Origin of the sequence: Pseudomonas sp. BJa5 (assembly GCF_030272875.2) — a bacterium.
GTDB lineage: Bacteria > Pseudomonadota > Gammaproteobacteria > Pseudomonadales > Pseudomonadaceae > Aquipseudomonas.
In genome coordinates this window covers 42,318-64,476 of sequence record NZ_JALRNG020000010.1, presented here as the reverse complement: position 1 = coordinate 64,476, position 22,159 = coordinate 42,318, and the positions used below count along the sequence as shown (strand labels likewise).

Genomic DNA, 22,159 nt, shown 5'->3' with positions numbered 1-22,159 from the left:
CCACGCTCGACAGCGAATACGGCTAAATCCGCACAGCGCTGAAGCGTTTTTCAAGCGATAACCACCCGACACACATCTGGTAACAGGGCGTGACGGGCACATACGCTTGCTTGCGAGGGTTTCTCCAGATGTCAGTCGCTATCAGCCTTGCCCAGCCGTTGCCGGCGTCTTCGGACGCGGCGGCTACCGAAATGCTCTACCACTTCGACGAATCGCCGCTGCTGGCCCGACAGAAGCAGCAGGAATCCAATGCCCGCAGTTACCCGCGACGCATTCCCCTGGCGCTGAAAAAGGCCCGCGGCCTCTATGTCGAAGATGTCGAGGGGCGTCAGTTCATCGATTGCCTGGCCGGCGCCGGCACCCTGGCGCTGGGCCACAACCACCCGGTAGTGATTGCCGCGATCCAGCAGGTGCTGGCTGACGAATTGCCCCTGCACACCCTCGACCTGACCACACCGGTCAAGGACCGCTTTGTCCAGGACCTGTTCGGCCTGTTGCCGCAAGCACTGCGCATTGATGCGAAAATCCAGTTCTGCGGGCCGACCGGAACCGATGCGGTGGAAGCGGCCTTGAAACTGGTGCGCACGGCCACCGGACGCACGACCGTGCTGTCGTTCCAGGGCGGTTATCACGGCATGTCCCAGGGCGCACTGAGCCTGATGGGCAGCCTGGGGCCGAAAAAGCCGCTGGCCGGGCTGTTGAGCAATGGCGTGCAGTTTTTGCCATACCCTTACGATTACCGCTGCCCGTTCGGCCTGGGCGGTGAAGCCGGGGTCAAGGTCAACCTGCATTACCTGGAAAACCTGCTGAGCGATCCGGAAGCGGGCGTGCAACGGCCGGCGGCGGTGATCGTCGAGGCGGTGCAGGGCGAGGGCGGGGTGATTCCGGCCGACGTGGAATGGTTGCGGGGCGTGCGCCGGATAACCGAGCAGGCCGGTGTGGCCCTGATCGTCGATGAAATCCAGAGTGGTTTTGCCCGTACCGGCAAGATGTTTGCCTTCGAGCATGCCGGCATCACGCCTGACGTGGTGGTGATGTCCAAGGCCATCGGCGGCAGCCTGCCGCTGGCGGTGGTGGTCTACCGCAACTGGCTCGACACCTGGCAGCCTGGCGCCCATGCCGGGACCTTCCGTGGCAACCAGATGGCCATGGCGGCGGGGTCGGCGGTGATGAAGTACATTGTGGACCACGACCTGTGCAGCCATGCGCAGCGCATGGGCGAGCGCCTGGCCGGGCACTTGCGCAAACTGCAGGCGGACTTCCCGCAACTGGGGGATATTCGAGGTCGCGGCCTGATGCTCGGGGTCGAGCTGGTCGATCCGGCGGCTGCCCGGGATGCCCAGGGCCACCCGGCTGCGTGCGCACGCCTGGCCCCGTTGGTGCAGCGCGAGTGCCTCAAGCGTGGCCTGATCCTCGAACTCGGCGGCCGGCACGGCGCGGTGGTGCGTTTCCTGCCGCCGCTGGTGATCACCGCCGAGCAGGTCGATGAGGTGGCGGTGCGCTTTGGTCGTGCGCTGGCAGCGGCGGTGGCAGCTCTTTGAGGGATTGGGGCTGCTTTGCAGCCTATCGCAGGCTTCGCCGGCTCCCACAAAGACAGTTGCTCCGACAAGGGTTCCTGGCAAGCCTCGGACTCTGTGGGAGCTGCCGATAGGCTGCGATCGGGCGCGAAGCGGCCGTAAAACCAGGCCGCCTCAGTACATCTGACCCAATGAGGTGGCCGGATTGCGACTGCTGCGCAGTCGATCGCAGGCTTCGCCAGCTCCCACAAAGACAGTTGCCCCACAAAGGAGGGCGCAGGCTTGGCCATTGTGGGAGCGCCCCTCGCTTGCCTCAATCGAACGAGCGGCCGGCGCGCCAGTAGCCCATCAGGGTCAGGGTCTTGCGATCGATGCCACGCTCCTGGATCAGGTGGCGGCGAATCTGCATCATCGCCGCCGATTCGCCGGCGATCCACGCGTGGAACTCGCCCGTGTCGGACGCGCCACGTTCCCACAGGATCTGCCGCTCGATATCGACGTCTTCAAGGGCGTTGCCCTTGCGCGTGGGGTTATCCGGCCGGGGAAGCCTTGCCAGTTCCCGTGCGGCATGCACCATCGCCTCGCCATGGTCGGCATCGAGCAAGTCCCTGGGCAGCCAGTTCAGCTCGGTCGCCGGGCTTCGGGTCAACTCCAGGCAGTCCTCTTCGCCCGGCACCTCGATAAATACCTGTGCCGGCACTTCTGGAAAGGCGTGCGCCATGTGTTCGAGAATGCCGGCAATGGCAGGCAGGGCGGTCTCATCACCGATCAACAGCAGCGAGCGCAGGCTCCTTGGCGGCCGCCATTCGTAACCGCCTGGGTCGCCGGCAAATTCCCGGTCGGGTGCGTAGACCTGCAGGCGATCGCCGATGCTGGCCTGGGTCGCCCAGGCCGAGGCGGGGCCGTTGATGCCATGCAGGACAAAATCGACATCCAGCTCCAGGGCGTCGCGACGCAAGGCACGAATCGTGTAGGTGCGCATCGGCGGGCAGCTCTGCGCGTCCAGGTTGCGCCGGGCCGCTTGCCAGGAGCCCTGCTTGGGCAACTGCGGCGGCTGGCCGTTGGCACTGGGAAAGAAGATCTTGATGCGCTGGTCGGCGGCCAGGGTGCACATCTGCGCAACCTCTGCGCCAGTGAACACGAAGCGGGCGAGGGAGGAGCTCAAGGCGATGATCCGCTTGAGCTGCACGTCGAACAAACGATAGGCGCTGGCCTTGGCCGGCTTGCCCACCAGCTTGCGCAGGCCGTTGCCCAGGGCGCTGGCCAGGGAGGTGGAAGAGGACATGGGCGATTCCTTTTGGCAAAGAGTTCTCCCTGGAAACGAATGCCCGCCGAGCTGAATTAACCCTGTGGCACACCGTTAAATTTCGCCGCCGGCCATACGTTCTAGCAGGGATAAAGCCTGCTTCATGGCAAACACGGGTAGGACGATGACGATATCGCGGCGAGGATTCATTGCAGGGCTGGCAGTGGCGGGTGCAGCGGCGCCTGCGGCCTATTATGCGCATAAACGACTGACCCATGACCCCGAGGACGATATCGTCACGCCGGGCGAGGCCAGCGTCGAACTGGCCGATGCCGCGGGCCAGCAACTGGCCGATCAACTGCGGGGCATCTGGGACCTGCGCTTTCACGGTACCCAGGCCGGCCTGGCCGGGTTGCCACAGCAGGGGCTGCAGATGTACCTGGATGTGGCGACCAAGGGGCGTGGCTTGCGCGGTTTTGTCGATGAGCCCGCGCGCCTGGAGGGGCAGGGGCCGGTTGCCTACCGGGTGCTGGGCGATCTGGTGGGCGCATCGAGCACCGAGGTGCGCTGGCGGCTGCTGAGCAATCGCGGGGCAACGCACTACGAGTGCATTGCCAGCCTGGACGAAGTCTGGGGCGCTTTCGGCAATGCCGGCAGCGGCACCTTGAGCGGTCGTCTGCAACCCCTGGATCGATCCATGGCCCTGCCGCTGCTGGACAGCCATTTCGTTGCAGTCAAGCGGCTGTTTCCCGAAGCTCGCGAGCGGCTGCCCTACACTCCGCAACTGCAGGCCTGGCTGGTCAGTGCCGAGCATCGTCTGTTCCACCAGCTCTGGCATGCTTCCCGCGACAAGTGGCACAAGCTACCCGAAGAGAAGCGTGGCGCCCTGCGCGGATTGGGGTGGCAGCCCGGTCCCCGAGAACTGGAGCGCGATGCCCGTGGTCCGCGCAAGCACCGCAATGGTTCGGGCGAGGATTTCCTGTTCATGCACCGGCATATGCTTGGCACGGCCCGCTCGATGCAGGACCTGCCGTCCTGGCGTCATTTCCCGTTGCCCAAGCCGGACGTCGAGCAGGATCGCCAGGGCTTTGCCCGTTACTTCAACAACCACGACGGCAACTGTGTGCCGCCCACCTGGCAGGCGCCGGGTGACGCCGCCTATGGCCAGTGGGTGTCGGCGATCAAGGCCGGCGAGACGTTTTGCAGCAATTTCCAGGTCTGGGAATCCCGCTACCGCGACCCGCAGTACCTGTCGACGCTGACCCTGGGCGCCTTCGGCTCGGAGTTGGAGATGAACCTGCACGACTGGCTGCACATGTGCTGGGCGTCGGTGCCACGGGATCCGGTCAACGGCGCGCCGGTACCCTTTGCCCGGGACCCGGCCGACTTTGCCTCGCGCTGGTTCGGCGTCGACAATGACTTTCTCGGCGACCCCTTTTCATCCCATGTGCACCCGGTGTTCTGGGGCTTTCATGGCTGGATCGACGACCGCGTCGAAGACTGGTTCCGCGCCCATGAGCGGCACAATCCCGGCCAGGTGCGCAGGCGTGAGGTCAGCGGCGTGCAGTGGTTCGTGCCGGGCCGCTGGGTTCAGGTCGAGGACCCCTGGCTGGGGCCGGACACCCATGGCTGCAGCACGGTGCCGGGGACGTCCCCGGGCAAGTCGGTGGAAATGGACGTGGAAACCATGAAGCTGGCGCTGCGCATCACCTTTGGCGAAGACGACAAGATCGGCGACCTGGTTCGTCGTGTGCCGCAACGGCCGTGGTATGCGCGGCATCTGTCGCTGCGCGGGATCGTGACCTGAAGGTTGTATTGTAATGTAGCTGCTGTGGGAGCGGGCTTGCCCCGCGATACGATGCGACTGATAGTACGCAATCGCGGGGCAAGCCCGCTCCCACGGCAGTCCCATCACCGAACCACTTGCCAGCCCCCACCCAATGCCTTGTACAGCGCCACGCTGCCTTGCAGCCGGGCCAGGCGTAACTGCACCTGCTGGTCCTGGGCCTGGTACAGGGTGCGCTGGGTTTCGAGCACGGTCAGCAAGGTTTCGGCGCCCGCCCGGTAGCGGCTTTGCGATAGTTCGAAAGCCCGGCGTGCCTGTTCCACTTCCTGGTCCTGCCACTGCCTTTGGCTGTCCACCCCGCTGATGCCGTTGAGGGCTTTCTCGACATCGGCAAAGCCGGCCGTGATGCTGCCACGATAATCTTGCAGCAGTTCATCCTCCACGGCCCGGGCCTTGTCCCGCTCGGCGCGCAGGCGACCGTTGTTGAAGATCGGTGCGGCCAGCCCGGCGGTGAGGGTGTAGTAGGGGCTGCGCAGGATCCGGGCAAAGGTGTCGGCGCCGGAGCCCAGGTCGGTGCCCAGGGTCAGGCTCGGCAGCATGGCGGCGCGGGCCACCTGGACATCGGCCTGGGCGGCGGCCAGGCGTGCCTCGGCGGCGGCGATGTCGGGCCGGCGGCTGAGCAGATCGCTGGGCACGCCGCTGCCAATGCCGGGCCAGCGCAGCCCGTCGATGGACTCCTGGATCGGCGCCAGCGCCTGTACCGGTTGACCGAGCAGGGTCGCCAGGGTGATCCGCGCTTCCTGCAGTTGTTGTTCGAACAACGGCACCTGGCGCGCCTGGCCGGCGACCAGGCTGCGCTGCTGGGCCAGTTCCAGGGTGGTGGCCGAGCCCGCGTCGTGGCGGGTCTGTACCAGGCGCAGGACATCTTCGGCGTTGGCCAGGTTTAGCCGGGCGATGCGCACCTGCTCGGCCAGTGCCAGGCTTTGCAGGTAGCTGTTGGCGACGCCGCTCAGCAGGGTCAGTTCGACGGTCTGGCGGTCGAAGCGGCTGGCGTCCAGGCCATGCAGCGCACTGTCGTGGGCGGCCGCCTTGCCACCCCAGAAATCGACTTCGTAGCTGGCGCTCAGGCGTGTATTGAACGAGGTGCTGGTGCGTTCGCGGTCGCTGGCGTCGAGCTGATCGAAGCCATCGCCACGCAACAAGCGCTGGCGACTGGCGTTCAAGCCGAACTTGGCCTCCGGCAGCAGCGGCGCGCCGGCGATGATCGCCGAGGCCTGGGCCTGGCGGACCCGGGCGGCGGCGGCCGCGAGGTCGAAGCTGCCCTGGCGGGCCTGCTCGATCAGTGCGTTCAACGGGGCACTGGAAAACTGTTGCCACCAGTCGTGCTGTGGCAATGGCTGGTTGAGGTTGCTGTCGCTGCCTTGCCAGCGCCCGGGTGCCTGCAGGCCGCTTTGCGGCGGGGGCGGCGTGGCGCTGCAGGCGGCGATGAACAGGCTGATGGACAACACACTGAGACGGCTGGGCACGTTCATGGATTATTCGCTGGTAAGGGCTTTGACCGGGTCGAGGCGGGCGGCTTTGCGTGCCGGCATGAAGCCGAACACCACCCCGGTGACCACTGCACAGGCAAAGGCGCCGAGCACGGCCGCCAGGGAAAAGGCCACGGCGACGTCGGCCAGCAACAAGCCGCCACCGATCGCCAGGGCCAGGGCGATGCCGGTCAGGCCGCCGACCATCGACAGCAGCACTGCTTCGCTGAGGAACTGGCGCAGGATGTCACGCTGGCGCGCGCCGGTGGCCATGCGGATGCCGATCTCGCGGGTACGTTCGCGCACGGTCATGAGCATGATGTTCATCACGCCGATGCCGCCGACCAGCAGCGAGATCGCCGCGATCGAACCGAGCATCAGCGACAGGGTGTTCTGCGTGCGGGCTTCGGCCTGGATCAGGGCGGCGTCGTTGCTCAGTTCGTAGTCGTGCTTGCCGTTGTGCAGCTTGCGCATCAGCCGCTCGATTGCGGCTTCGGTTTGCGCCACGCGCCGCGAATCGGCGGCGGCGATGGTCACGTATTCCGGGTCGCGGCTGCCGAACAGGCGAATGGCCGCGGCCGAGTAGGGCACCACGATCCGCTGGTCGCTGTCCTGTTCGCCTGAGCTTGCGCCTTTGCCTTCCAGCACGCCGACCACCTGGAAGGGAACGTTCTCCACCAGGATGTACTGGCCGATCGGATCGATGTTCGGGCCAAGCAACTTCTCGCTGACCTTGTGCCCGATCACCGCCACGGCGGCGGCCGCCTGCTCGTCGGCCTCGGTGAAAAAGCTGCCGCGGACCACCGGCCAGTTGAAGATCTCGGGGAAGTAGGTGTTGTTGCCACCGACGTAGAACTGCTGGTTGTTGTTGCCGTAGCGGACCATCAGCTTGTTGCCGATCACCGGCATGATCATCTTCACCTGGGGCAGGCCGCCCACCGCAGCGACATCGTCCAGGGTGATGACGCCGGCCGGTTCGCGCAGGGTCGGCGCGCTGCCGCTGAGGTAGAGGATGTTGGAGCCGAAGGCGGCCATCTGGGCCATGACCTGGCGCTTGCTGCCTTCGCCGACGGCAAGCATCACCACCACCGAGGCCACCCCGATGATGATCCCGAGCAGGGTCAGGGCGGTACGGAAGCGGTTGATCCACATGACCCGCCAGGCCGCTTGCAGGGACTCCACCAGCTCGCCTTTCCAGGCGCCGCTGTGGGTCGCGCCGTGGTCCAGGCGCTGGCGCAGGTCCTCGGCCTGCAGGCCCGGTGCGTCGGCGTGGGAAGCCGGCGGCGCGTTGCCCGAGTCGCTGACGATCAGGCCGTCGCGGATCTCGATGACCCGCTTGGCACGGGCTGCCACTTCACGGTCATGGGTGATCAGGATCACCACATGGCCCTGGGCGGCCAGCTCATCGAGCAAGGCCATGACTTCTGCGCCGCTCTGGCTGTCCAGGGCGCCGGTGGGTTCGTCGGCGAGGATGATGTGGCCGCCGTTCATCAGCGCCCGGGCAATCGACACCCGTTGCTGCTGGCCGCCGGAAAGCTGATGGGGGCGGTTGCCGGTACGGCTGGCCAGGCCCAGGCGTTCGAGCAGGGCGGCGGCGCGGGCGTGGCGCTCGCCGGCGGGTGTGCCGGCGTAGATGGCCGGCATCTCGACGTTTTCCTGGGCCGAGCCCGAGGCGATCAGGTGGTAGCCCTGGAACACGAAGCCGAAGGCTTCACGGCGCAGCCAGGCCAGTTCGTCGCTGTCCAGGTCGGCCACGTTTTTGCCGGCGAACAGGTAGTCGCCGCAGGTCGGGCGGTCCAGGCAGCCGAGAATGTTCATCAGGGTCGACTTGCCGGAGCCGGACGCGCCCACGATGGCGACGAACTCCCCGGGGTGAATCGCCAGGCTGATGCCGCGTACCACTTCGACCTTGGGGGTATCGACCCCGCCGTAGGATTTGCGGATGTCGCGCAATTCGATCAGCGGCGTATTCATTCAACCTCCGCTGGCGGCAGGGGCGCCGATCAACAGCCGCTCACCTTCGGCCAGGCCATCGAGCACCTGGATGCGCAGGCGGTCGCTCAGTCCGGTGCGTACCCGGCGCTGCTCGACCTTGCCGTCGGCATCGAGCACCTGGGCAATGCGCAGGTCGTCGTCAGCGGCATCGTCGTCCAGTGCCGCCACCGGCACGGTCAGCACCTTGTCGGCGCGACCGGCGACGAAGAACACCTGGGTGGTCATTTCCGCCATCAGGGCGTTGTCCGGGTTGTCCACGTCCAGCAGCACGGTGTAGAGCACCACTTTGCTGCTGGCGCTGCTGCCACCGGTACCGGCAGCGCTACTGCTGCCCTGGCCGGACGGGTCCAGGGGTTTGGGCGGGACGGGCAGGATCTGGCGCACGGTGCTGGTCCAGCGACGCTTGCCGCCGGCCAGGGTGGTGAAGTAGGCCGACATGCCGGGTTTGACATGGCTGATATCGGCTTCGGAGACCTGAGCCCATACCGTCATCGGTGACAGTCTGGCGATCCGCAGGATCAACGGCGTCTGCTGCTGGGCATTGAGGGTCTGGCCTTCGCGGGCATCCACGGCGACCACGGTGCCGGCCATCGGTGCATAGATGCGTGTATAGCCCAGTTCCGCCTCATCGCTGCGCAGGCTGGCCTGGGCCTGGCGGATCTGTGCGCGGTACATGTCGATGCGCGCCTGGGTGACTTTGAGCTGGGCCTGGGCGATCTGTACGTCCTCATCGCGGGTCGCGCCGCCGGCAGCCAGGTTGCGCTGGCGCTTGTACTGTTGCTCGGCGAGCTGGAACTGGGCCTGCTGCTCGGCGAGCTGGGCCTTGAGGTTGTCGATCGAGAAGCGTCCGGCATCGAGCCTGGCCTGTTGCGTCGAAGGATCGATCTCGACCAGCAGCTGGCCGGCCTTGACCTGGTCCCCGACCTCGACATGCAGCTTGCGGATCTGACCGGAAGCCTGGGCACCGACGTCCACGTAGCGTCGTGGCTGCAAGGTGCCGAGCGCCGTGACACTGCTTTCAATATCGCTGCGGGTCACACTGACGGTACTCAGCGGGTCACCACCGGCGGGCAGGGTTTTCCAGGCGAGCAGGGCGCTCAGGCTGAGCAGGCCGAGGCCGCAGAGCAGCAGGCGGCGTTTGTTCGAAGGACGTCTCATGCAGGGTTCCAGCCAAGAGGGTTGGGCCGTGGGGGCAGACTGTCGGGCACGCACGACAGACACGGGAGGCTCCCAAGTAAACGAGAGACTCACGGAGGAATTTACTGTGGTGGGACGCGTTCAGTGGATGAACGGGACGGCCTCGGAAAAGATCCGATGGCCTGATCTTGCTGAGAATAATTATAATTTGTATTATTGCAAACTGCCATCATTCAGATCCGCTCAACAAGCGTCAGGAAGACTCCGTCGATGTCGCGGCCAGGTGCTGTATTGGAAAACTACTATCGAGAATTGGTGAGTTTCCTTTGCGCCCGCCTGGGTAACCGCCAGGCGGCGGAAGACGTTGCCCATGACGCCTACACCCGGGTGCTGGAGCGCACGGGCGACACCGACATCGAACACCCGCGCGCCTTCCTCTACCGCACCGCCCTGAACCTGGTGATCGACGGTCATCGTCGCGGCCTGTTGCGCCAGGCCGAGCCACTGGATGTGCTCGACAACGACGAACGATTCTTCTCCCCGGCGCCCTCCCAGGACATGGAACTGCGTCAGCGCCTGGACCTGATGCAGCGGGCCCTCGACGAGTTGAGCGCGGTGTGTCGCGACAGCTTCCTGCTGCGCAAGCTCGAAGGGCTGTCCCATCAGGAGATTGCCGAGCGTTTGGGGATTTCCCGCAGCCTGGTGGAAAAGCACATCGTCAATGCCATGAAGCATTGCCGTGTGCGGATGAAGCAGTGGGAGTCCTGAGGCGGTGAAGGGAATGTGAAATTTTCGTCATGTCCTTCCTTGATTTCTGAACGTTTCCCAACAACTATCAGTAAAGACCCTAAACCCGGCGAAGTGCCCGCCACCTGCCTGTAGTTGTGATTCGGCGCCGTATGGTCAAGGAACGTCACTCACGCTCTTATGCCTTGGTCATAGATCATGCCGAACAAATCAATGCGGATCCTGATCGCCGACGAACATCCGATGCAGTTGCTGCAGCTGGAGAAGATGCTCAATGGCATGGGGTATTACCGCATTGCGCCGGTGGAGTGCTTCGAAGACCTGCAGCGCCTGGTACAGGCGGCACTGCAGCCGTTCAACCTGTTGGTGGGCAATATCGACCTGGCCAGCCACGTTGGCGTCGACCTCGAGCGTTTCTGCCGGGTCAATTCCCAGATCCAGCACGCCCTGCTTTACCAGTCCCAGCACCTGAAGGTGCCCAGCATTCCCAGTGGCGAGCGTCAGGCGGTGAACATCAGCCTGCCCAAGGTGCCGGACAACGAGACCATGCAGACCTTCATGGCGATCATCGACGCGCCGAGAGTCATCGGTCAGTTGCCCGTGCCTGAGCGAACGCAGCCGGCGTACACACCGCGGCGGATGAGCTTCGCGCCAACGATCTTCTCCCGTCCCTGAACCACGGCATCTACTGCGCATCCCCCGGGCACGTTTTGCTATGCTCTAGCGTTTGCCTTGGCGCGCCGGAGTGCGCGTTGCGTCGCCCACCGATAGACGGATGCCCTTATGACCGCCACCACGCCTGCGATACGCCTGAGCCGCAGCGACCACAAGACCCTGGGCCTGGCAGCCCTGGGCGGCGCGCTGGAAATCTACGATTTCATCATCTTCGTGTTCTTCGCCCTGACCTTGAGCCAGCTGTTCTTCCCGCCAGAGATGCCCGAGTGGCTGCGTTTGCTGCAAAGCTTCGGGATCTTTGTCACCGGCTACCTGGCCAGGCCCCTGGGCGGGATCCTGATGGCGCATTTTGCCGATCACTTGGGGCGCAAGAAGGTCTTCAGCCTCAGCATCCTGATGATGGCCCTGCCGTGCCTGCTGATCGGGCTGATGCCCACCTACGCCGACATCGGCTATTTCGCCCCGCTGATCCTGCTGGCCCTGCGTATCCTGCAGGGCGCCGCAGTGGGCGGGGAGGTGCCCAGCGCCTGGGTCTTCGTCGCCGAGCATGCACCGCTCGGGCGCCGCGGCTACGCCCTGGGGTTTCTCCAGGCCGGGCTGACCTTCGGCTATTTGCTCGGGGCCCTGACCGCCACCGCGCTGGCGCAATGGTTCACCCCGCAGGAGATCCTCGACTATGCCTGGCGCTACCCGTTCCTGCTCGGTGGCGTGTTCGGGGTGATCGGTGTCTGGCTGCGCCGCTGGCTGAGCGAGACACCGGTGTTCCTGGCCTTGCGTGAACGTCGCGAGCAACCGGTGGCCTTTCCCTTGCGCAGCGTGCTCCGCGAGCATCGGCGGGCGCTGGTTCCGGCGGTGCTGCTGACCTGCGTGCTGACCTCGGCGGTGGTGGTGCTGGTGGTGATCACCCCGACCCTGATGCAGCAACGCTTCGGTATGAACGCCGGGCATACCTTCGCCTTGAGCAGCCTGGGCATAGTCTTCCTCAACATCGGCTGCGTGCTGGCCGGCCTGCTGGTGGACCGGATTGGCGCCTGGCGCGCCCTGATGTTCTACAGCCTGCTGCTGCCCCTGGGGATCGCTGCCCTGTATGCCAGCCTGGTCACGGGCTGGCAGTGGCCAGGCCTGGCCTACGCACTGGCGGGCCTTGCCTGCGGCGTCGTGGGGGTGGTGCCCTCGGTGATGGTCGGCCTGTTCCCTCCGGCAATCCGCGTGTCGGGTATTTCCTTTACCTACAACATCGCCTATGCGCTGTGGGCCAGCACCACGCCGCTGATGCTGATCGCGCTGATGCCGTGGAGCCCCTGGGTGTGCGTGGGATTCTGTCTGGTCATGGGAGCGGTGGGGTTGCTGACGGCGGTGTATTTTTCCGCGCGGGAGCCCATCGACTGTGCGGACGAAGCATCGGCCTGCTCCTTAAATGTACTGTGACAAAGGCATCCGGCGGTTCACGCCCTGATCGGGCAGACTTCCTGGGCACGGCAAGTAGATTAACCAACTTGCTAAATTAAACCTAACAGGTTAATTTGCTCATGGAGAAGAGAACGCCTCATTGCAGGCTTTCAAAGGTCAGGGCGTTGCTGGATGCAGGCAGGGTACGTGCGACAACTTCCGCATTGGCAGGTGGCGCATCGCTTGGTCTGGATTTTGATCTGATGCTCGATGTGGTTCGTGCGCTGAGCGCCGCGGACTTCTACAAGAGCATGTCTACCCAGGCAGATCACCGCATCTGGCAGGACGTATACCGTCCCAGTACCTGCGCTGGGCGGGTCTACCTGAAACTGACGGTTGTCGATGACGTGCTCATCGTGTCCTTCAAGGAGTTGTGAACATGAAGTGCCCAGCCTGTGGTGCCGCCGAGATGGTGCGGGCCACCCGTGACTTGCCCTATATCTACAAGGGGGAGTCGACGCGGGTCGCCAATGTGACGGGGGAGTGTTGCCCGGCCTGCAACGAGATGGTGCTCGACAGTCTGGAGTCGCGCCGTGTCAGTGCGGCCATGCTGGCATTCAATCGTCAGATCAATGCCGCGGCCGTGGATCCGGAGTTCATCGCCAGCGTGCGCAAGAAACTGGCCCTTGATCAGCGCGAAGCTGCAGAAATTTTCGGTGGCGGCGTGAATGCATTTTCCCGTTACGAGAACGGCAAGACCAAGCCACCGCTTGCGTTGGTAAAGTTGCTCAAGTTGCTGGATCGCCATCCCGAGTTGTTTGAAGAAGTCAGAACCGCCTGAGCGGAATAAAAAAGCCCCCTGGCCGCAACGGCGAGGGGGCTTTTTACTGGCTGCTGACTTACATGTTCGGGTAAGTCGGGCCGCCGGCGCCTTCCGGGGTGACCCAGGTGATGTTCTGCGAAGGGTCCTTGATGTCACAGGTCTTGCAGTGCACGCAGTTCTGGGCGTTGATCTGGAAGCGCTTGCTGCCGTCTTCCTGGGTGACCACCTCGTACACGCCCGCCGGGCAGTAACGCTGGGCCGGCTCGTCGTACAGCGGCAGGTTGGTGCCGATCGGGATGCCGGCATCGGCCAGCTTCAGGTGGCAAGGCTGTTCTTCTTCGTGGTTGGTGCTGGAGAGGAACACCGAACTCAGCTTGTCGAAGCTCAGTTTGCCATCCGGTTTCGGGTAGTCGATCTTTTTCGAGTCGGCCGCAAGCTTCAGGCAGGCATAGTCCGGCTTGGTGTCGTGCAGGGTGAACGGCAGCTTGCCGCCGAACCAGTTCTGGTCGATGTAGTTGAATGCAGCGCCGAGCATCGGGCCGAACTTGTGCATGGCCGGGCCGAAGTTGCGGCTGGCGAACAGTTCTTCATACAGCCAGCTGGCCTTGAACGCGTCGACATAGCTGTTGAGCTGGTCGCCGCCTTCGCTGCCGGCGAACAGGGCATCGGCCACGGCGTCGGCGGCGAGCATGCCGGACTTCATGGCGGTGTGGCTGCCCTTGATCTTGGCGAAGTTCAGGGTGCCCAGGTCGCAACCGATCAGGGCGCCGCCGTTGAAGACCATCTTCGGCAGCGAGTTCAGGCCGCCCTTGCAGATGGCACGGGCGCCGTAGCTGATGCGCTTGCCACCTTCGAGGTACTGGCTCATCACCGGGTGGTGCTTGAGGCGCTGGAATTCGTCGAACGGCGACAGGTAGGCGTTGCTGTAGGACAGGTCGACGATCAGGCCGACCACCACCTGGTTGTTTTCCAGGTGATAAAGGAAGGAGCCGCCGGTGTTCTCGGCGCTCATCACGTCCAGCGGCCAGCCGGCGGTGTGCACCACCAGGCCTTGTTCATGCTTGGCCGGATCGATTTCCCAGATTTCCTTGAGGCCGATGCCGTAGTGCTGGGCGTCGGCTTCGCTGTCGAGGTTGAAGCGCTTGATCAGTTGCTTGCCGATATGGCCACGGCAACCTTCGGCGAACAGGGTGTACTTGCCGCGCAGTTCCATGCCCGGGGTGTACAGGCCTTCTTTCGGGTTGCCTTCACGGTCGACACCCAGGTCGCCGGTGATGATCCCGCGGACCACGCCGTTCTCGTCGAACAGGGCTTCCTGGGCGGCGAAGCCCGGGTAGATTTCCACGCCCAGGTTCTCGGCCTGCTGGGCCAGCCAGCGGCACAGGTTGCCCAGGGAGATGATGTAGTTGCCTTCGTTGTGCATGGTCTTGGGCACGAACAGGTCCGGGACCTTGACCGAGCTGCCAGCATCCTTGAGCACGTAGATGTCGTCGCGTTTGACGGCGGTGTTGAGCGGGGCGCCGAGCTCTTTCCAGTCCGGGAACAGTTCGTTCAGGGCGCGTGGTTCGAACACGGCGCCGGAGAGGATGTGGGCACCGACTTCCGAGCCTTTCTCAACCACGCAGACGCTGATTTCGTTACCGGCTTCGGCGGCCTTCTGCTTCAATCGGCAGGCGGCGGACAGGCCAGCCGGGCCAGCGCCGACAATGACCACGTCGAATTCCATGTATTCGCGTTCCACAGGTTCTCTCCTACTCAAGGCTCATCGGTTTTTCATTGTTGGCGGGTGTCAGGCGGTCATTTTCAACACACTGGTGCTGTAGCCTGAGTAATGACGGACTACACCGCTTTCTCTTGGTGGCGCATTATATCTACACCACTCGCGGGGTCCAATACAAACGTTTGTTTGAATTTGCCGCAGGCCAGTAAAATCGCAGAAGCGCGGCTTGAAGCTGACCGGTTTGCCGTATTGACCGGATTGGGTGTTACGGTCAAGATACGAGCGGTTTTGCGCTTGCCGTAGGCTAACCGCCGGATGCAGGTGCACCCCTAAAGACCAGGCGAAAAGCAGGGCAGATAGGCCACGACCCGCTTTGTAGTGGAGTTTACACACCACAACAGAAAATGGACCACGGGTTTTGCTTCTGCAAGGTCAAAATGAGACTGCTGGGTCAGGGTTAAATTGGACCGGCTGCAATCGTTTTTAGAGGTGCCCTTGTACCCACGCGCAATCGCCGGGTTTGCCCCAGGCGACATTCTTTTCACCGGAGAGTAACGAGGAATCCATGAAGGTTCTTGTAGCTGTCAAACGAGTGGTCGACTATAACGTCAAGGTTCGCGTCAAGGCGGACAACTCCGGCGTCGACCTTGCTAACGTCAAGATGTCCATGAACCCCTTCTGCGAAATCGCCGTAGAAGAAGCCGTACGCCTGAAAGAAAAGGGTGTTGCGAGCGAGATCGTCGTCGTTACCGTAGGCCCCGCCACTGCCCAGGAGCAACTGCGTACTGCCCTGGCCCTGGGTGCCGACCGTGCGGTGCTGGTCGAGTCGGCCGACGAGCTGAACTCCCTGGCCGTGGCCAAGCTGCTCAAGGCCGTGGTCGACAAGGAACAGCCTCAGCTGGTGATCCTTGGCAAGCAAGCCATCGACAGCGACAACAACCAGACCGGCCAGATGCTGGCGGCACTGACCGGTTTCGGCCAGGGCACCTTCGCCTCCAAGGTCGAAATCGCTGGCGACAAGGTCAACGTCACCCGTGAAATCGACGGCGGCCTGCAGACCGTTGCGCTGAACCTGCCAGCCATCGTCACCACCGACCTGCGCCTGAACGAGCCACGCTACGCGTCGCTGCCGAACATCATGAAGGCCAAGAAGAAGCCGCTGGAAACCGTTACTCCAGACGCGCTGGGCGTTTCCACCGCCTCCACCAACAAGACCCTGAAAGTCGAAGCGCCGGCCGCCCGCAGCGCCGGTATCAAGGTCAAGTCGGTTGCTGAACTGGTCGAGAAACTGAAGAACGAGGCGAAGGTAATCTAAATGACTATCCTGGTTATCGCTGAACACGAAAACGGTGCCGTTGCCCCGGCTACCCTGAACACCGTTGCTGCTGCCGCCAAGATCGGTGGCGACATCCACGTCCTGGTTGCCGGCGCAAACGTCGGTGGCGTAGCTGAAGCTGCTGCCAAGATCGCAGGCGTGGCCAAGGTCCTGGTCGCCGACAACGCTGCCTACGCGCACTTCCTGCCAGAGAACGTCGCACCACTGGTTGCCGAACTGGGCAAGGGTTACAGCCACGTGCTGGCACCTGCCACTTCCAACGGCAAGAACGTGCTGCCACGCGTTGCCGCGCTGCTGGACGTCGACCAGATCTCCGAGATCATATCGGTTGAATCGGCTGACACCTTCAAGCGTCCGATCTACGCCGGTAACGCCATTGCCACCGTGCAATCGAGCGCTGCCATCAAGGTCATCACCGTGCGCGCCACCGGCTTCGACGCCGTTGCCGCCGAAGGTGGTTCGGCTGCCGTTGAAGCCGTTGCCGCTGCCCACGACGCCGGCAAGTCGGCATTCGTTGGCGAAGAGCTGGCCAAGTCCGATCGTCCTGAGCTGACCGCTGCCAAGATCGTCGTCTCCGGCGGTCGTGGCATGCAGAACGGTGACAACTTCAAGCACCTGTACGCCCTGGCCGACAAGCTCGGCGCTGCCGTTGGCGCTTCCCGCGCTGCGGTCGACGCAGGTTTCGTACCGAACGACATGCAGGTCGGCCAGACCGGCAAGATCGTTGCGCCACAGCTGTACATCGCCGTCGGTATCTCCGGCGCGATCCAGCACCTGGCCGGCATGAAGGACTCCAAAGTGATCGTTGCGATCAACAAGGACGAAGAAGCGCCGATCTTCCAGGTGGCCGACTACGGCCTGGTCGCTGACCTGTTCGAAGCCGTACCTGAGCTGGAGAAGCTGGTTTAATCCGGCTGCTTCACTTATAAAGGGCCCGATCCGGGCGGGTTGTGCAAGCCAATCTTGCTCAGCCTGTGGATCGGGCTTTTTTATTGCGAAAAAAGGAGTCGTTTGCATGGGATGGCTTGGCCGGGTGAATTCGGCGCTGTTGTTCGCTGCAGTACTGCTGCCGTCGCAGGTGATGGCGGTGGGCAAGTGCGAGCGCCTGGTGGCCACCGGCAGCCCCGATGCGCCGCCGTATCTGTGGCGCGATCCAAAAGACCCCAGGCACCTGATCGGCGCCAATGCCGACCTGCTCAATCAGGTCGCCGCCGAGCTCGGGGTGAAGGTCGAGATCCTGTACAGCGGCAAGCGCAGCGATGCCCTTGAAGAAGTGCGCAGCGGACGTGTCGACATGCTGATCGATGCGCCACTGACCACCGCTGACCTGACGGCCATGGACTATGTCCATCCGCCGTTGATGCTCAATGAATACCTGGTCTGGACCCGTCACGACTCGTCCCTGGTCTATGAAGGGCTGGCTGACCTGCACCAGCGCCAGGGCAGCCTGTCGGAAAAGGCCCGGTTGACCCCCGACTTCGAAGCCTTCGCCAAGACCCAGCTCAAGCTCGCGCCGGCCCAGAACCTGACCCAGGCGTTCCAGAAACTATTGCTGGGCCAGGTGGACTATGTACTGGCCGGGCGTTACGCCGGCATGGCCATGGCCCAGAGCCTGGGCATGAGCAATGAGCTGGTCGCCCGCGGCCTGCCGCTGGATCGCCCGGGCCTGTACCTGGCGCTGTCGCATAATTCCGCCTGCAATGACGCGTGGATACGCGGACAATTGGCGAAAAAGCTGACAGAATTGCCGGCCTCCGGCGTGTCCCAGGCGGTGCTGCAACGTAATGTCGAGCGCTGGAAGGCGCAAATGCAGGCACCGCTGGATGCCCCTAAACAGTAGGAAGATGGCGTGAGAATCCAACCACTATTCGCAGCCTTGGCGCTGCTGGCGCTGGCCGGATGTGCCAATGACCCGGCACCCAATGAACAACTGCGCCTGTCCGAACAGGCGCTGGAGCAGGCCAAGGCCGTCGGTGCGACCGACGAGGTGGCTGAGTTGAAGATGGCCGAGGGCAAGCTGGCCCGGGCCCGGGTCAACATGTCCACCGAAGACTACCGCGATGCCCGCATGCGCGCCGAACAGGCCGAACTCGATGCGCGCCTGGCCGAAGCGCGGGTGCTCACCAGCAAGAGCAAGGAGCAGCTTGAGCTGCTGCAATCGCGGGTCACTCGCCTGCGCAAACAGTTGGGAGAGCAGCCGTGAGTTCGATCAAACCTATGGCGGCCCTGCTGCTGGTTGGCCTGGTCGGCCTGCAGGGCTGTGCCAGCCAGCGCAGCGAATCGGCACTGGATGAAGCCGCGGCCAAGTTCCAGGCGGTCAAGGACGATTCCGACGTGCTGCGCAGTGCGCCGCGTGACGTCATCCGCGCCGGTGAATCCCTGGCCCGCGCCGAGCGCCTGTCCAGCTACCTGGGCACGGGTGCCGATGTGCGCCATTACGCCTACCTGAGCCAGCGCTACAGCGACATCGCCCGCGAGCACACCAACCTGGTGCTCAGCCAGGAGCGCCTGGCCAAGCTCGAGCTCGAGCGCCAGCGCCTGCAACTGGCGCTGCGTGAAGCCAAGCTTGCCAGTGTGCAGCAGCAGGGCAAGTGGCTGGAGGCGCAGATCGTCAGCCTGGCGACCACCCAGGGCGATCGCGGCCTGGTGATGACCTTGGGCGATGTACTGTTCGATACCGGTCAGGCGGAGTTGAAGAGTTCGGCCAGCCGTACCGTGCTCAAACTGGTGCAGTTCCTGCAGCTCAACCCGCGCCGTGTCGTGCGCATCGAAGGCTACACCGACAGCACCGGTGCGCCGGAAGACAATCTCAAGCTGTCCCGCGATCGGGCCCAGGCCGTGGCCGACATGCTGGTCGACCTCGGTGTCGACGAAAAGCGCATCCAGGTCGAAGGCTATGGCGACCAGTACCCGGTCGAGGCCAATGCCTCGGAGCGGGGCAGGGCGCAGAACCGTCGGGTGGAAATCGTCTTCTCCGACGAAAAGGGCAAGCTCGGCGCAGCACGCTGAGGCGCTCCTGAACAAACCCGGCAAGCATGGCTTGCCGGGTTTTTTTATGGGTGCGTCACAGCCGTGGCAACAGGGGCTGTCACGCAACTGTATTGTCGACTATTCTGCAATCTGTCCCAGTACACTTCGCAACTGTTCCGGTATTCTGGGTCCATTATCGAGTCGTACAACAACAATTAGATTGCCTGCGTGTCGAGAACCGATCATGACCAACCTGTTGCTCTACCAGCGCATTGCCCAGCAACTGGCCGAGGACATCCGTCGGGGTGTCTACCAGCCGGGTGAGCGAGTGCCGTCGGTGCGCAAGATGAGCTCGCAGCTCAATGTCAGCCACGCCACGGTATTGCAGGCCTATGCCAACCTGGAAGACCAGGGGCTGATTCGCGCCCGGCCCCAGTCTGGCTACTACGTGCACCAGACGCCGGCCTTGACCGCGCAGACCCCGGACATCGCCCGGGTCGAACGCCCGGGGCTGGTTACCCGCAGCAGTATCATCCAGCAAGTGCTGACCGAGGCGCGGCGCGATGGCGTGTTTCCGTTCGGCGCGGCGGTGCCGCATGTCGACTACCTGCCGGTACGTGCCCTGCACCAGCAGTTGGCCAAGGTCACCCGGTTTCAAAGCCCGCGGGCCTTCAGTTACATGTTCAGCCCGGGCTTCGAGCCCTTGCGCCGGCAGATCGCCATCCGCATGCGCGATGCCGGAGTGGTGGTGGACCCTAGCGAGCTGGTGGTCACCCATGGCTGTGTCGATGCGCTGCAGATGTCGCTGCGGGTACTGACCAAGCCTGGCGACCTGATCGCGGCCGAATCGCCGACCTATTACGGCCTGCTGCAACTGGCCGACCTGCTGGGGCTTAAGGTCATCGAGATTCCCAGCGATCCCTCCACGGGCATCAGCCTGGAGGCATTGCAACTGGCAGCCAACCAGTGGCCGATCAAGGCGCTGGTGTTGACCGCGCGCTTGAGCAACCCGCTGGGCGGCACCATCCCCGAGGATCGGCAGAAGCAATTGCTGCGCCTGGCGAACGACTTCGACATCCAGATCGTCGAAGACGATATCTATGGCGAGCTGATGTTCGAGCAGGGCAAGACCAAGGCGCTAAAGGCCTTCGACCGGCTGGGGCGGGTCATCTACTGCTCGAGCTTTTCCAAGACCTTGTCGCCGGGTGTGCGCATTGGCTGGATGATCGCTGGCAAGTACCAGGCAGAAATCCAGCGCTTGCAGACCTTTACCACCCATTCGGCTTGCAGCGTGACCCAGATGGGCGTCGCCTCCTACCTGGAGAATGGCGGTTATGACCGCCATCTTCGCTACATCCGGCAGGAATACCGGAAGAATCTCAGTGCCTACCAGCTGGCGGTGCAGCAGCACTTTCCGGAGGGAACGCAGATGACTCGGCCGACCGGTGGCTTCATCCTGTGGGTGAGCCTGCCTGGGCGGGTCAACACCCAGGAGCTGCATGTGCGGGCGCTGCAGCAAGGCATCAGCATTGCGCCGGGGCTGATCTTCAGTAACACCGAGCAGTTCAACCACTGTATCCGCCTGAACTGCGGCATTCCCTGGAACCGTGAAGCGGAGCGTGCCTTGATGACCCTGGGGATGTTGGCCAGTCAGTTGTGCCAGGAATCGGGTTCGGCGAGCTTTTTCTAGACTTGCCAGCCCTCGCGGGAACGGGGAGCATAGACATATTTACGGATGTTTTTCGGTGTCTATGAAAGCCTTGCGTCGGGTTGGCCTGTTCTTGTGTCTGCTGGGGCTTGCGGCGGGTGCGGGCAATGTCATGGCGCAAACGGCGCCGGCGACGAATCCGCCGGCAGCGAAGCAGTCCCAGCCTGCGGCCAACGCCAAGCCGGTTGTCAGGCAAAAGCAGGACAAGGCTGCCGCCGAAAAGAAAAAGCCAGCCGCCAAAGGGGTCCGCAACAAGGCGCGCAAGTCGGCAAAGGCTGCGCCTGAGCCCTTGCCCAAGGCGAAACTGGACCTGAGCCTGCCAACCGAGATGGTCAAGGACCTCAAGCCGGCCACCCAGGATCCAGTGCCCACCCCCAAACCCCTGTTGCCTTACCTGTTCGGCGAGAAACCTCCGGCCGACAGCCCGTTCCAGCTCAATGGTCGCTTGCTGAGTAACGAAATGCAGCTGCAACTGCGTAATGATGAGCGTCGGGAAGTGGAGGGCGCCGCCATCGATTTCGAGTTCAAGCAGTAGTCGGGACTGACTTGTCGGTCATTGCGAGGCGTATGAGTTTTCATTCTGCCGGCAATTTCAAACGACTGTTTAACCGGTTACTATCCGGGTTCATTCATCATTTGCTGTACCGAGGATCCTGTTGTCATGAATTGCCGTGAAGGTTGTGGCGCCTGCTGCATAGCGCCCTCCATCAGCTCTCCCATGCCGCGCATGCCCAAGGGCAAGCCGGCGGGGGAGCGCTGCCTGCATTTGTCGCCTGCCAATCTCTGTGAGCTGTTCGGCCAGCCCGAGCGCCCGGCAGTGTGTGGCGGTTTCAAGGCGGATGTGGAAGTGTGCGGCAGCGACCGCGACGAGGCGATCAGGATCCTGGGGTGGCTGGAGCAAGTGACGGCAGCTTGAAACGTGGTCTTCGATAATAAGGAACAAGAGAATGGGATCGGTTAAGCAGGTGGCAATGGTGGTCGGCCTGAGTGCCGTGCTGGTGCAGATGGCGCATGCCGAGGACTGGAAGGTGGCCAAGGACGAGGAGGGGATCAAGATTTCCCTCGCTGACGTCAAGGGCTCGGATTACAAGGCCTACCGCGGCGTGACGGAAATCAATGCGCCACTGGCCAAGGTCAAGGCCTTGCAGGAAGACATCGCTGGTGCCTGCGCCTGGGTTCATGAGTGCAAGACACAGAAATTGCTCAAGCAGGAAGGCGACCAGGTCTGGACCTACACCCAGTTCAATACACCGTGGCCGGTGACGCCACGTGATTCGATCCTGCACGTGACCACTACCCAGGATGCCGACGGCAGTCTGACTCGCAAGCTTGAGGGCGTGCCCAAGTACCTGCCGGAGGAGAAGGGCTTCGTGCGGGTGGCGAAGGTAGAGGGGTTCTGGAAGCTGGTGCCCAAGGGCAACAAGACGGAAGTGACCTACCAGGTGCACACCGAACCGGGTGGTAGCGTGCCGTCGATGGTGGCCAACAAGTTCGTCGTCGATGCGCCGTTCAACACCTTGAAGGGGCTCCGGGCGAAGGCGGAGAAACCATAGGTACAGTGGTTGGCAATCTGTGTTGATC

21 protein-coding genes are annotated in these 22,159 nt (G+C 63.5%); 16 read left to right on the top strand and 5 right to left on the bottom strand.

Annotation, left to right across the window (positions count from 1 at the left end; genetic code table 11):
* Positions 1–128: 128 nt before the first annotated feature.
* Positions 129–1,541 (top strand): aspartate aminotransferase family protein, encoded by a 1,413-nt coding sequence (locus M2D63_RS08155; RefSeq protein WP_285862345.1) that lies wholly within the window; start codon positions 129–131, stop codon positions 1,539–1,541.
* Positions 1,542–1,830: 289 nt separating this feature from the next.
* Here M2D63_RS08155 and M2D63_RS08150 read toward each other — a convergent pair whose 3' ends face one another.
* Positions 1,831–2,802 carry a siderophore-interacting protein gene (locus M2D63_RS08150; RefSeq protein WP_285862344.1) on the bottom strand — a complete coding sequence of 324 codons (972 nt, stop codon included), beginning with the start codon at positions 2,800–2,802 and terminating at the stop codon, positions 1,831–1,833.
* A 145-nt stretch (positions 2,803–2,947) separates the two neighbouring features.
* Here M2D63_RS08150 and M2D63_RS08145 point away from each other — a divergent pair, with 145 nt between their 5' ends.
* Positions 2,948–4,570, top strand: a complete 1,623-nt coding sequence (locus M2D63_RS08145) for a twin-arginine translocation signal domain-containing protein (RefSeq protein WP_285862343.1) — start codon at positions 2,948–2,950, stop codon at positions 4,568–4,570.
* 104 nt (positions 4,571–4,674) lie between these two features.
* Here M2D63_RS08145 and M2D63_RS08140 read toward each other — a convergent pair whose 3' ends face one another.
* The 3 genes from M2D63_RS08140 to M2D63_RS08130 are packed head-to-tail and all read right to left on the bottom strand — an operon-like array spanning position 4,675 to position 9,231.
* Entirely contained in the window at positions 4,675–6,081 is a 1,407-nt protein-coding gene (locus tag M2D63_RS08140) for an efflux transporter outer membrane subunit (RefSeq protein ID WP_285862342.1), read from the bottom strand.
* Between the two features lie 3 nt (positions 6,082–6,084).
* Positions 6,085–8,052 (bottom strand): MacB family efflux pump subunit, encoded by a 1,968-nt coding sequence (locus M2D63_RS08135; RefSeq protein ID WP_285862341.1) that lies wholly within the window; start codon positions 8,050–8,052, stop codon positions 6,085–6,087.
* A complete protein-coding gene (locus M2D63_RS08130; protein WP_285862340.1) occupies positions 8,053–9,231 on the bottom strand; it encodes an efflux RND transporter periplasmic adaptor subunit in 1,179 nt (392 codons plus the stop codon).
* A gap of 270 nt (positions 9,232–9,501) precedes the next feature.
* Between M2D63_RS08130 and M2D63_RS08125 the strand changes: the two genes are divergently transcribed.
* The 5 genes from M2D63_RS08125 to M2D63_RS08105 all read left to right on the top strand — a co-directional run bounded on the left by M2D63_RS08125 (position 9,502) and on the right by M2D63_RS08105 (position 12,862).
* Positions 9,502–9,978, top strand: a complete 477-nt coding sequence (locus tag M2D63_RS08125; RefSeq protein WP_285862339.1) for a sigma-70 family RNA polymerase sigma factor — start codon at positions 9,502–9,504, stop codon at positions 9,976–9,978.
* 177 nt (positions 9,979–10,155) lie between these two features.
* On the top strand, positions 10,156–10,632 hold the full coding sequence (locus M2D63_RS08120) for a histidine kinase (protein WP_285862338.1): 477 nt from the start codon (positions 10,156–10,158) through the stop codon (positions 10,630–10,632).
* Positions 10,633–10,740: 108 nt separating this feature from the next.
* Positions 10,741–12,060 carry an MFS transporter gene (locus M2D63_RS08115; protein WP_285862337.1) on the top strand — a complete coding sequence of 440 codons (1,320 nt, stop codon included), beginning with the start codon at positions 10,741–10,743 and terminating at the stop codon, positions 12,058–12,060.
* A gap of 101 nt (positions 12,061–12,161) precedes the next feature.
* Positions 12,162–12,458: a type II toxin-antitoxin system MqsR family toxin gene (locus tag M2D63_RS08110; RefSeq protein WP_285862336.1), complete on the top strand. Its 297-nt coding sequence runs from the start codon at positions 12,162–12,164 to the stop codon at positions 12,456–12,458.
* A 2-nt stretch (positions 12,459–12,460) separates the two neighbouring features.
* A complete protein-coding gene (locus M2D63_RS08105; RefSeq protein WP_285862335.1) occupies positions 12,461–12,862 on the top strand; it encodes a type II TA system antitoxin MqsA family protein in 402 nt (133 codons plus the stop codon).
* Between the two features lie 58 nt (positions 12,863–12,920).
* Here the strand turns inward: M2D63_RS08105 and M2D63_RS08100 are convergent, their stop codons facing one another.
* Entirely contained in the window at positions 12,921–14,585 is a 1,665-nt protein-coding gene (locus M2D63_RS08100) for an electron transfer flavoprotein-ubiquinone oxidoreductase (RefSeq protein WP_285862334.1), read from the bottom strand.
* A 544-nt stretch (positions 14,586–15,129) separates the two neighbouring features.
* On the opposite strand from M2D63_RS08100, the gene M2D63_RS08095 reads away from it, so the two are divergent.
* From M2D63_RS08095 to M2D63_RS08055, 9 genes are all read left to right on the top strand, one after another.
* Complete coding sequence (locus tag M2D63_RS08095) at positions 15,130–15,879, top strand: electron transfer flavoprotein subunit beta/FixA family protein (RefSeq protein WP_285862333.1); 750 nt, start codon at positions 15,130–15,132, stop codon at positions 15,877–15,879.
* Positions 15,880–16,809, top strand: a complete 930-nt coding sequence (locus M2D63_RS08090) for an electron transfer flavoprotein subunit alpha/FixB family protein (protein ID WP_285862332.1) — start codon at positions 15,880–15,882, stop codon at positions 16,807–16,809.
* 172 nt (positions 16,810–16,981) lie between these two features.
* Entirely contained in the window at positions 16,982–17,740 is a 759-nt protein-coding gene (locus M2D63_RS08085; RefSeq protein WP_285862399.1) for an ABC transporter substrate-binding protein, read from the top strand.
* 9 nt (positions 17,741–17,749) lie between these two features.
* Positions 17,750–18,103, top strand: a complete 354-nt coding sequence (locus M2D63_RS08080; RefSeq protein WP_285862331.1) for a DUF4398 domain-containing protein — start codon at positions 17,750–17,752, stop codon at positions 18,101–18,103.
* 14 nt (positions 18,104–18,117) lie between these two features.
* Positions 18,118–18,909, top strand: coding sequence for an OmpA family protein (locus M2D63_RS08075; protein WP_285862398.1), 792 nt, complete (start codon positions 18,118–18,120; stop codon positions 18,907–18,909).
* Positions 18,910–19,114: 205 nt separating this feature from the next.
* On the top strand, positions 19,115–20,560 hold the full coding sequence (locus M2D63_RS08070; protein ID WP_285862330.1) for a PLP-dependent aminotransferase family protein: 1,446 nt from the start codon (positions 19,115–19,117) through the stop codon (positions 20,558–20,560).
* A 61-nt stretch (positions 20,561–20,621) separates the two neighbouring features.
* Positions 20,622–21,113 carry a translation initiation factor 2 gene (locus tag M2D63_RS08065; RefSeq protein ID WP_285862397.1) on the top strand — a complete coding sequence of 164 codons (492 nt, stop codon included), beginning with the start codon at positions 20,622–20,624 and terminating at the stop codon, positions 21,111–21,113.
* A gap of 126 nt (positions 21,114–21,239) precedes the next feature.
* Positions 21,240–21,494, top strand: coding sequence for a YkgJ family cysteine cluster protein (locus tag M2D63_RS08060; protein ID WP_285862329.1), 255 nt, complete (start codon positions 21,240–21,242; stop codon positions 21,492–21,494).
* A 31-nt stretch (positions 21,495–21,525) separates the two neighbouring features.
* Positions 21,526–22,131 carry an START domain-containing protein gene (locus tag M2D63_RS08055; RefSeq protein ID WP_285862328.1) on the top strand — a complete coding sequence of 202 codons (606 nt, stop codon included), beginning with the start codon at positions 21,526–21,528 and terminating at the stop codon, positions 22,129–22,131.
* The last annotated feature ends 28 nt before the right edge of the window (positions 22,132–22,159 follow it).

What these genes read in the sequence shown, in the direction of transcription:
- M2D63_RS08155 (WP_285862345.1), top strand. Translation starts at nt 129, where the DNA reads ATGTCAGTCGCTATCAGCCTTGCCCAGCCGTTGCCGGCGTCTTCGGAC.
- M2D63_RS08150 (WP_285862344.1), bottom strand. Translation starts at nt 2,802, where the DNA reads ATGTCCTCTTCCACCTCCCTGGCCAGCGCCCTGGGCAACGGCCTGCGC.
- M2D63_RS08145 (WP_285862343.1), top strand. Translation starts at nt 2,948, where the DNA reads ATGACGATATCGCGGCGAGGATTCATTGCAGGGCTGGCAGTGGCGGGT.
- M2D63_RS08140 (WP_285862342.1), bottom strand. Translation starts at nt 6,081, where the DNA reads ATGAACGTGCCCAGCCGTCTCAGTGTGTTGTCCATCAGCCTGTTCATC.
- M2D63_RS08135 (WP_285862341.1), bottom strand. Translation starts at nt 8,052, where the DNA reads ATGAATACGCCGCTGATCGAATTGCGCGACATCCGCAAATCCTACGGC.
- M2D63_RS08130 (WP_285862340.1), bottom strand. Translation starts at nt 9,231, where the DNA reads ATGAGACGTCCTTCGAACAAACGCCGCCTGCTGCTCTGCGGCCTCGGC.
- M2D63_RS08120 (WP_285862338.1), top strand. Translation starts at nt 10,156, where the DNA reads ATGCCGAACAAATCAATGCGGATCCTGATCGCCGACGAACATCCGATG.
- M2D63_RS08115 (WP_285862337.1), top strand. Translation starts at nt 10,741, where the DNA reads ATGACCGCCACCACGCCTGCGATACGCCTGAGCCGCAGCGACCACAAG.
- M2D63_RS08110 (WP_285862336.1), top strand. Translation starts at nt 12,162, where the DNA reads ATGGAGAAGAGAACGCCTCATTGCAGGCTTTCAAAGGTCAGGGCGTTG.
- M2D63_RS08105 (WP_285862335.1), top strand. Translation starts at nt 12,461, where the DNA reads ATGAAGTGCCCAGCCTGTGGTGCCGCCGAGATGGTGCGGGCCACCCGT.
- M2D63_RS08095 (WP_285862333.1), top strand. Translation starts at nt 15,130, where the DNA reads ATGAAGGTTCTTGTAGCTGTCAAACGAGTGGTCGACTATAACGTCAAG.
- M2D63_RS08090 (WP_285862332.1), top strand. Translation starts at nt 15,880, where the DNA reads ATGACTATCCTGGTTATCGCTGAACACGAAAACGGTGCCGTTGCCCCG.
- M2D63_RS08085 (WP_285862399.1), top strand. Translation starts at nt 16,982, where the DNA reads ATGGCGGTGGGCAAGTGCGAGCGCCTGGTGGCCACCGGCAGCCCCGAT.
- M2D63_RS08075 (WP_285862398.1), top strand. Translation starts at nt 18,118, where the DNA reads ATGGCGGCCCTGCTGCTGGTTGGCCTGGTCGGCCTGCAGGGCTGTGCC.
- M2D63_RS08070 (WP_285862330.1), top strand. Translation starts at nt 19,115, where the DNA reads ATGACCAACCTGTTGCTCTACCAGCGCATTGCCCAGCAACTGGCCGAG.
- M2D63_RS08065 (WP_285862397.1), top strand. Translation starts at nt 20,622, where the DNA reads ATGAAAGCCTTGCGTCGGGTTGGCCTGTTCTTGTGTCTGCTGGGGCTT.
- M2D63_RS08060 (WP_285862329.1), top strand. Translation starts at nt 21,240, where the DNA reads ATGAATTGCCGTGAAGGTTGTGGCGCCTGCTGCATAGCGCCCTCCATC.
- M2D63_RS08055 (WP_285862328.1), top strand. Translation starts at nt 21,526, where the DNA reads ATGGGATCGGTTAAGCAGGTGGCAATGGTGGTCGGCCTGAGTGCCGTG.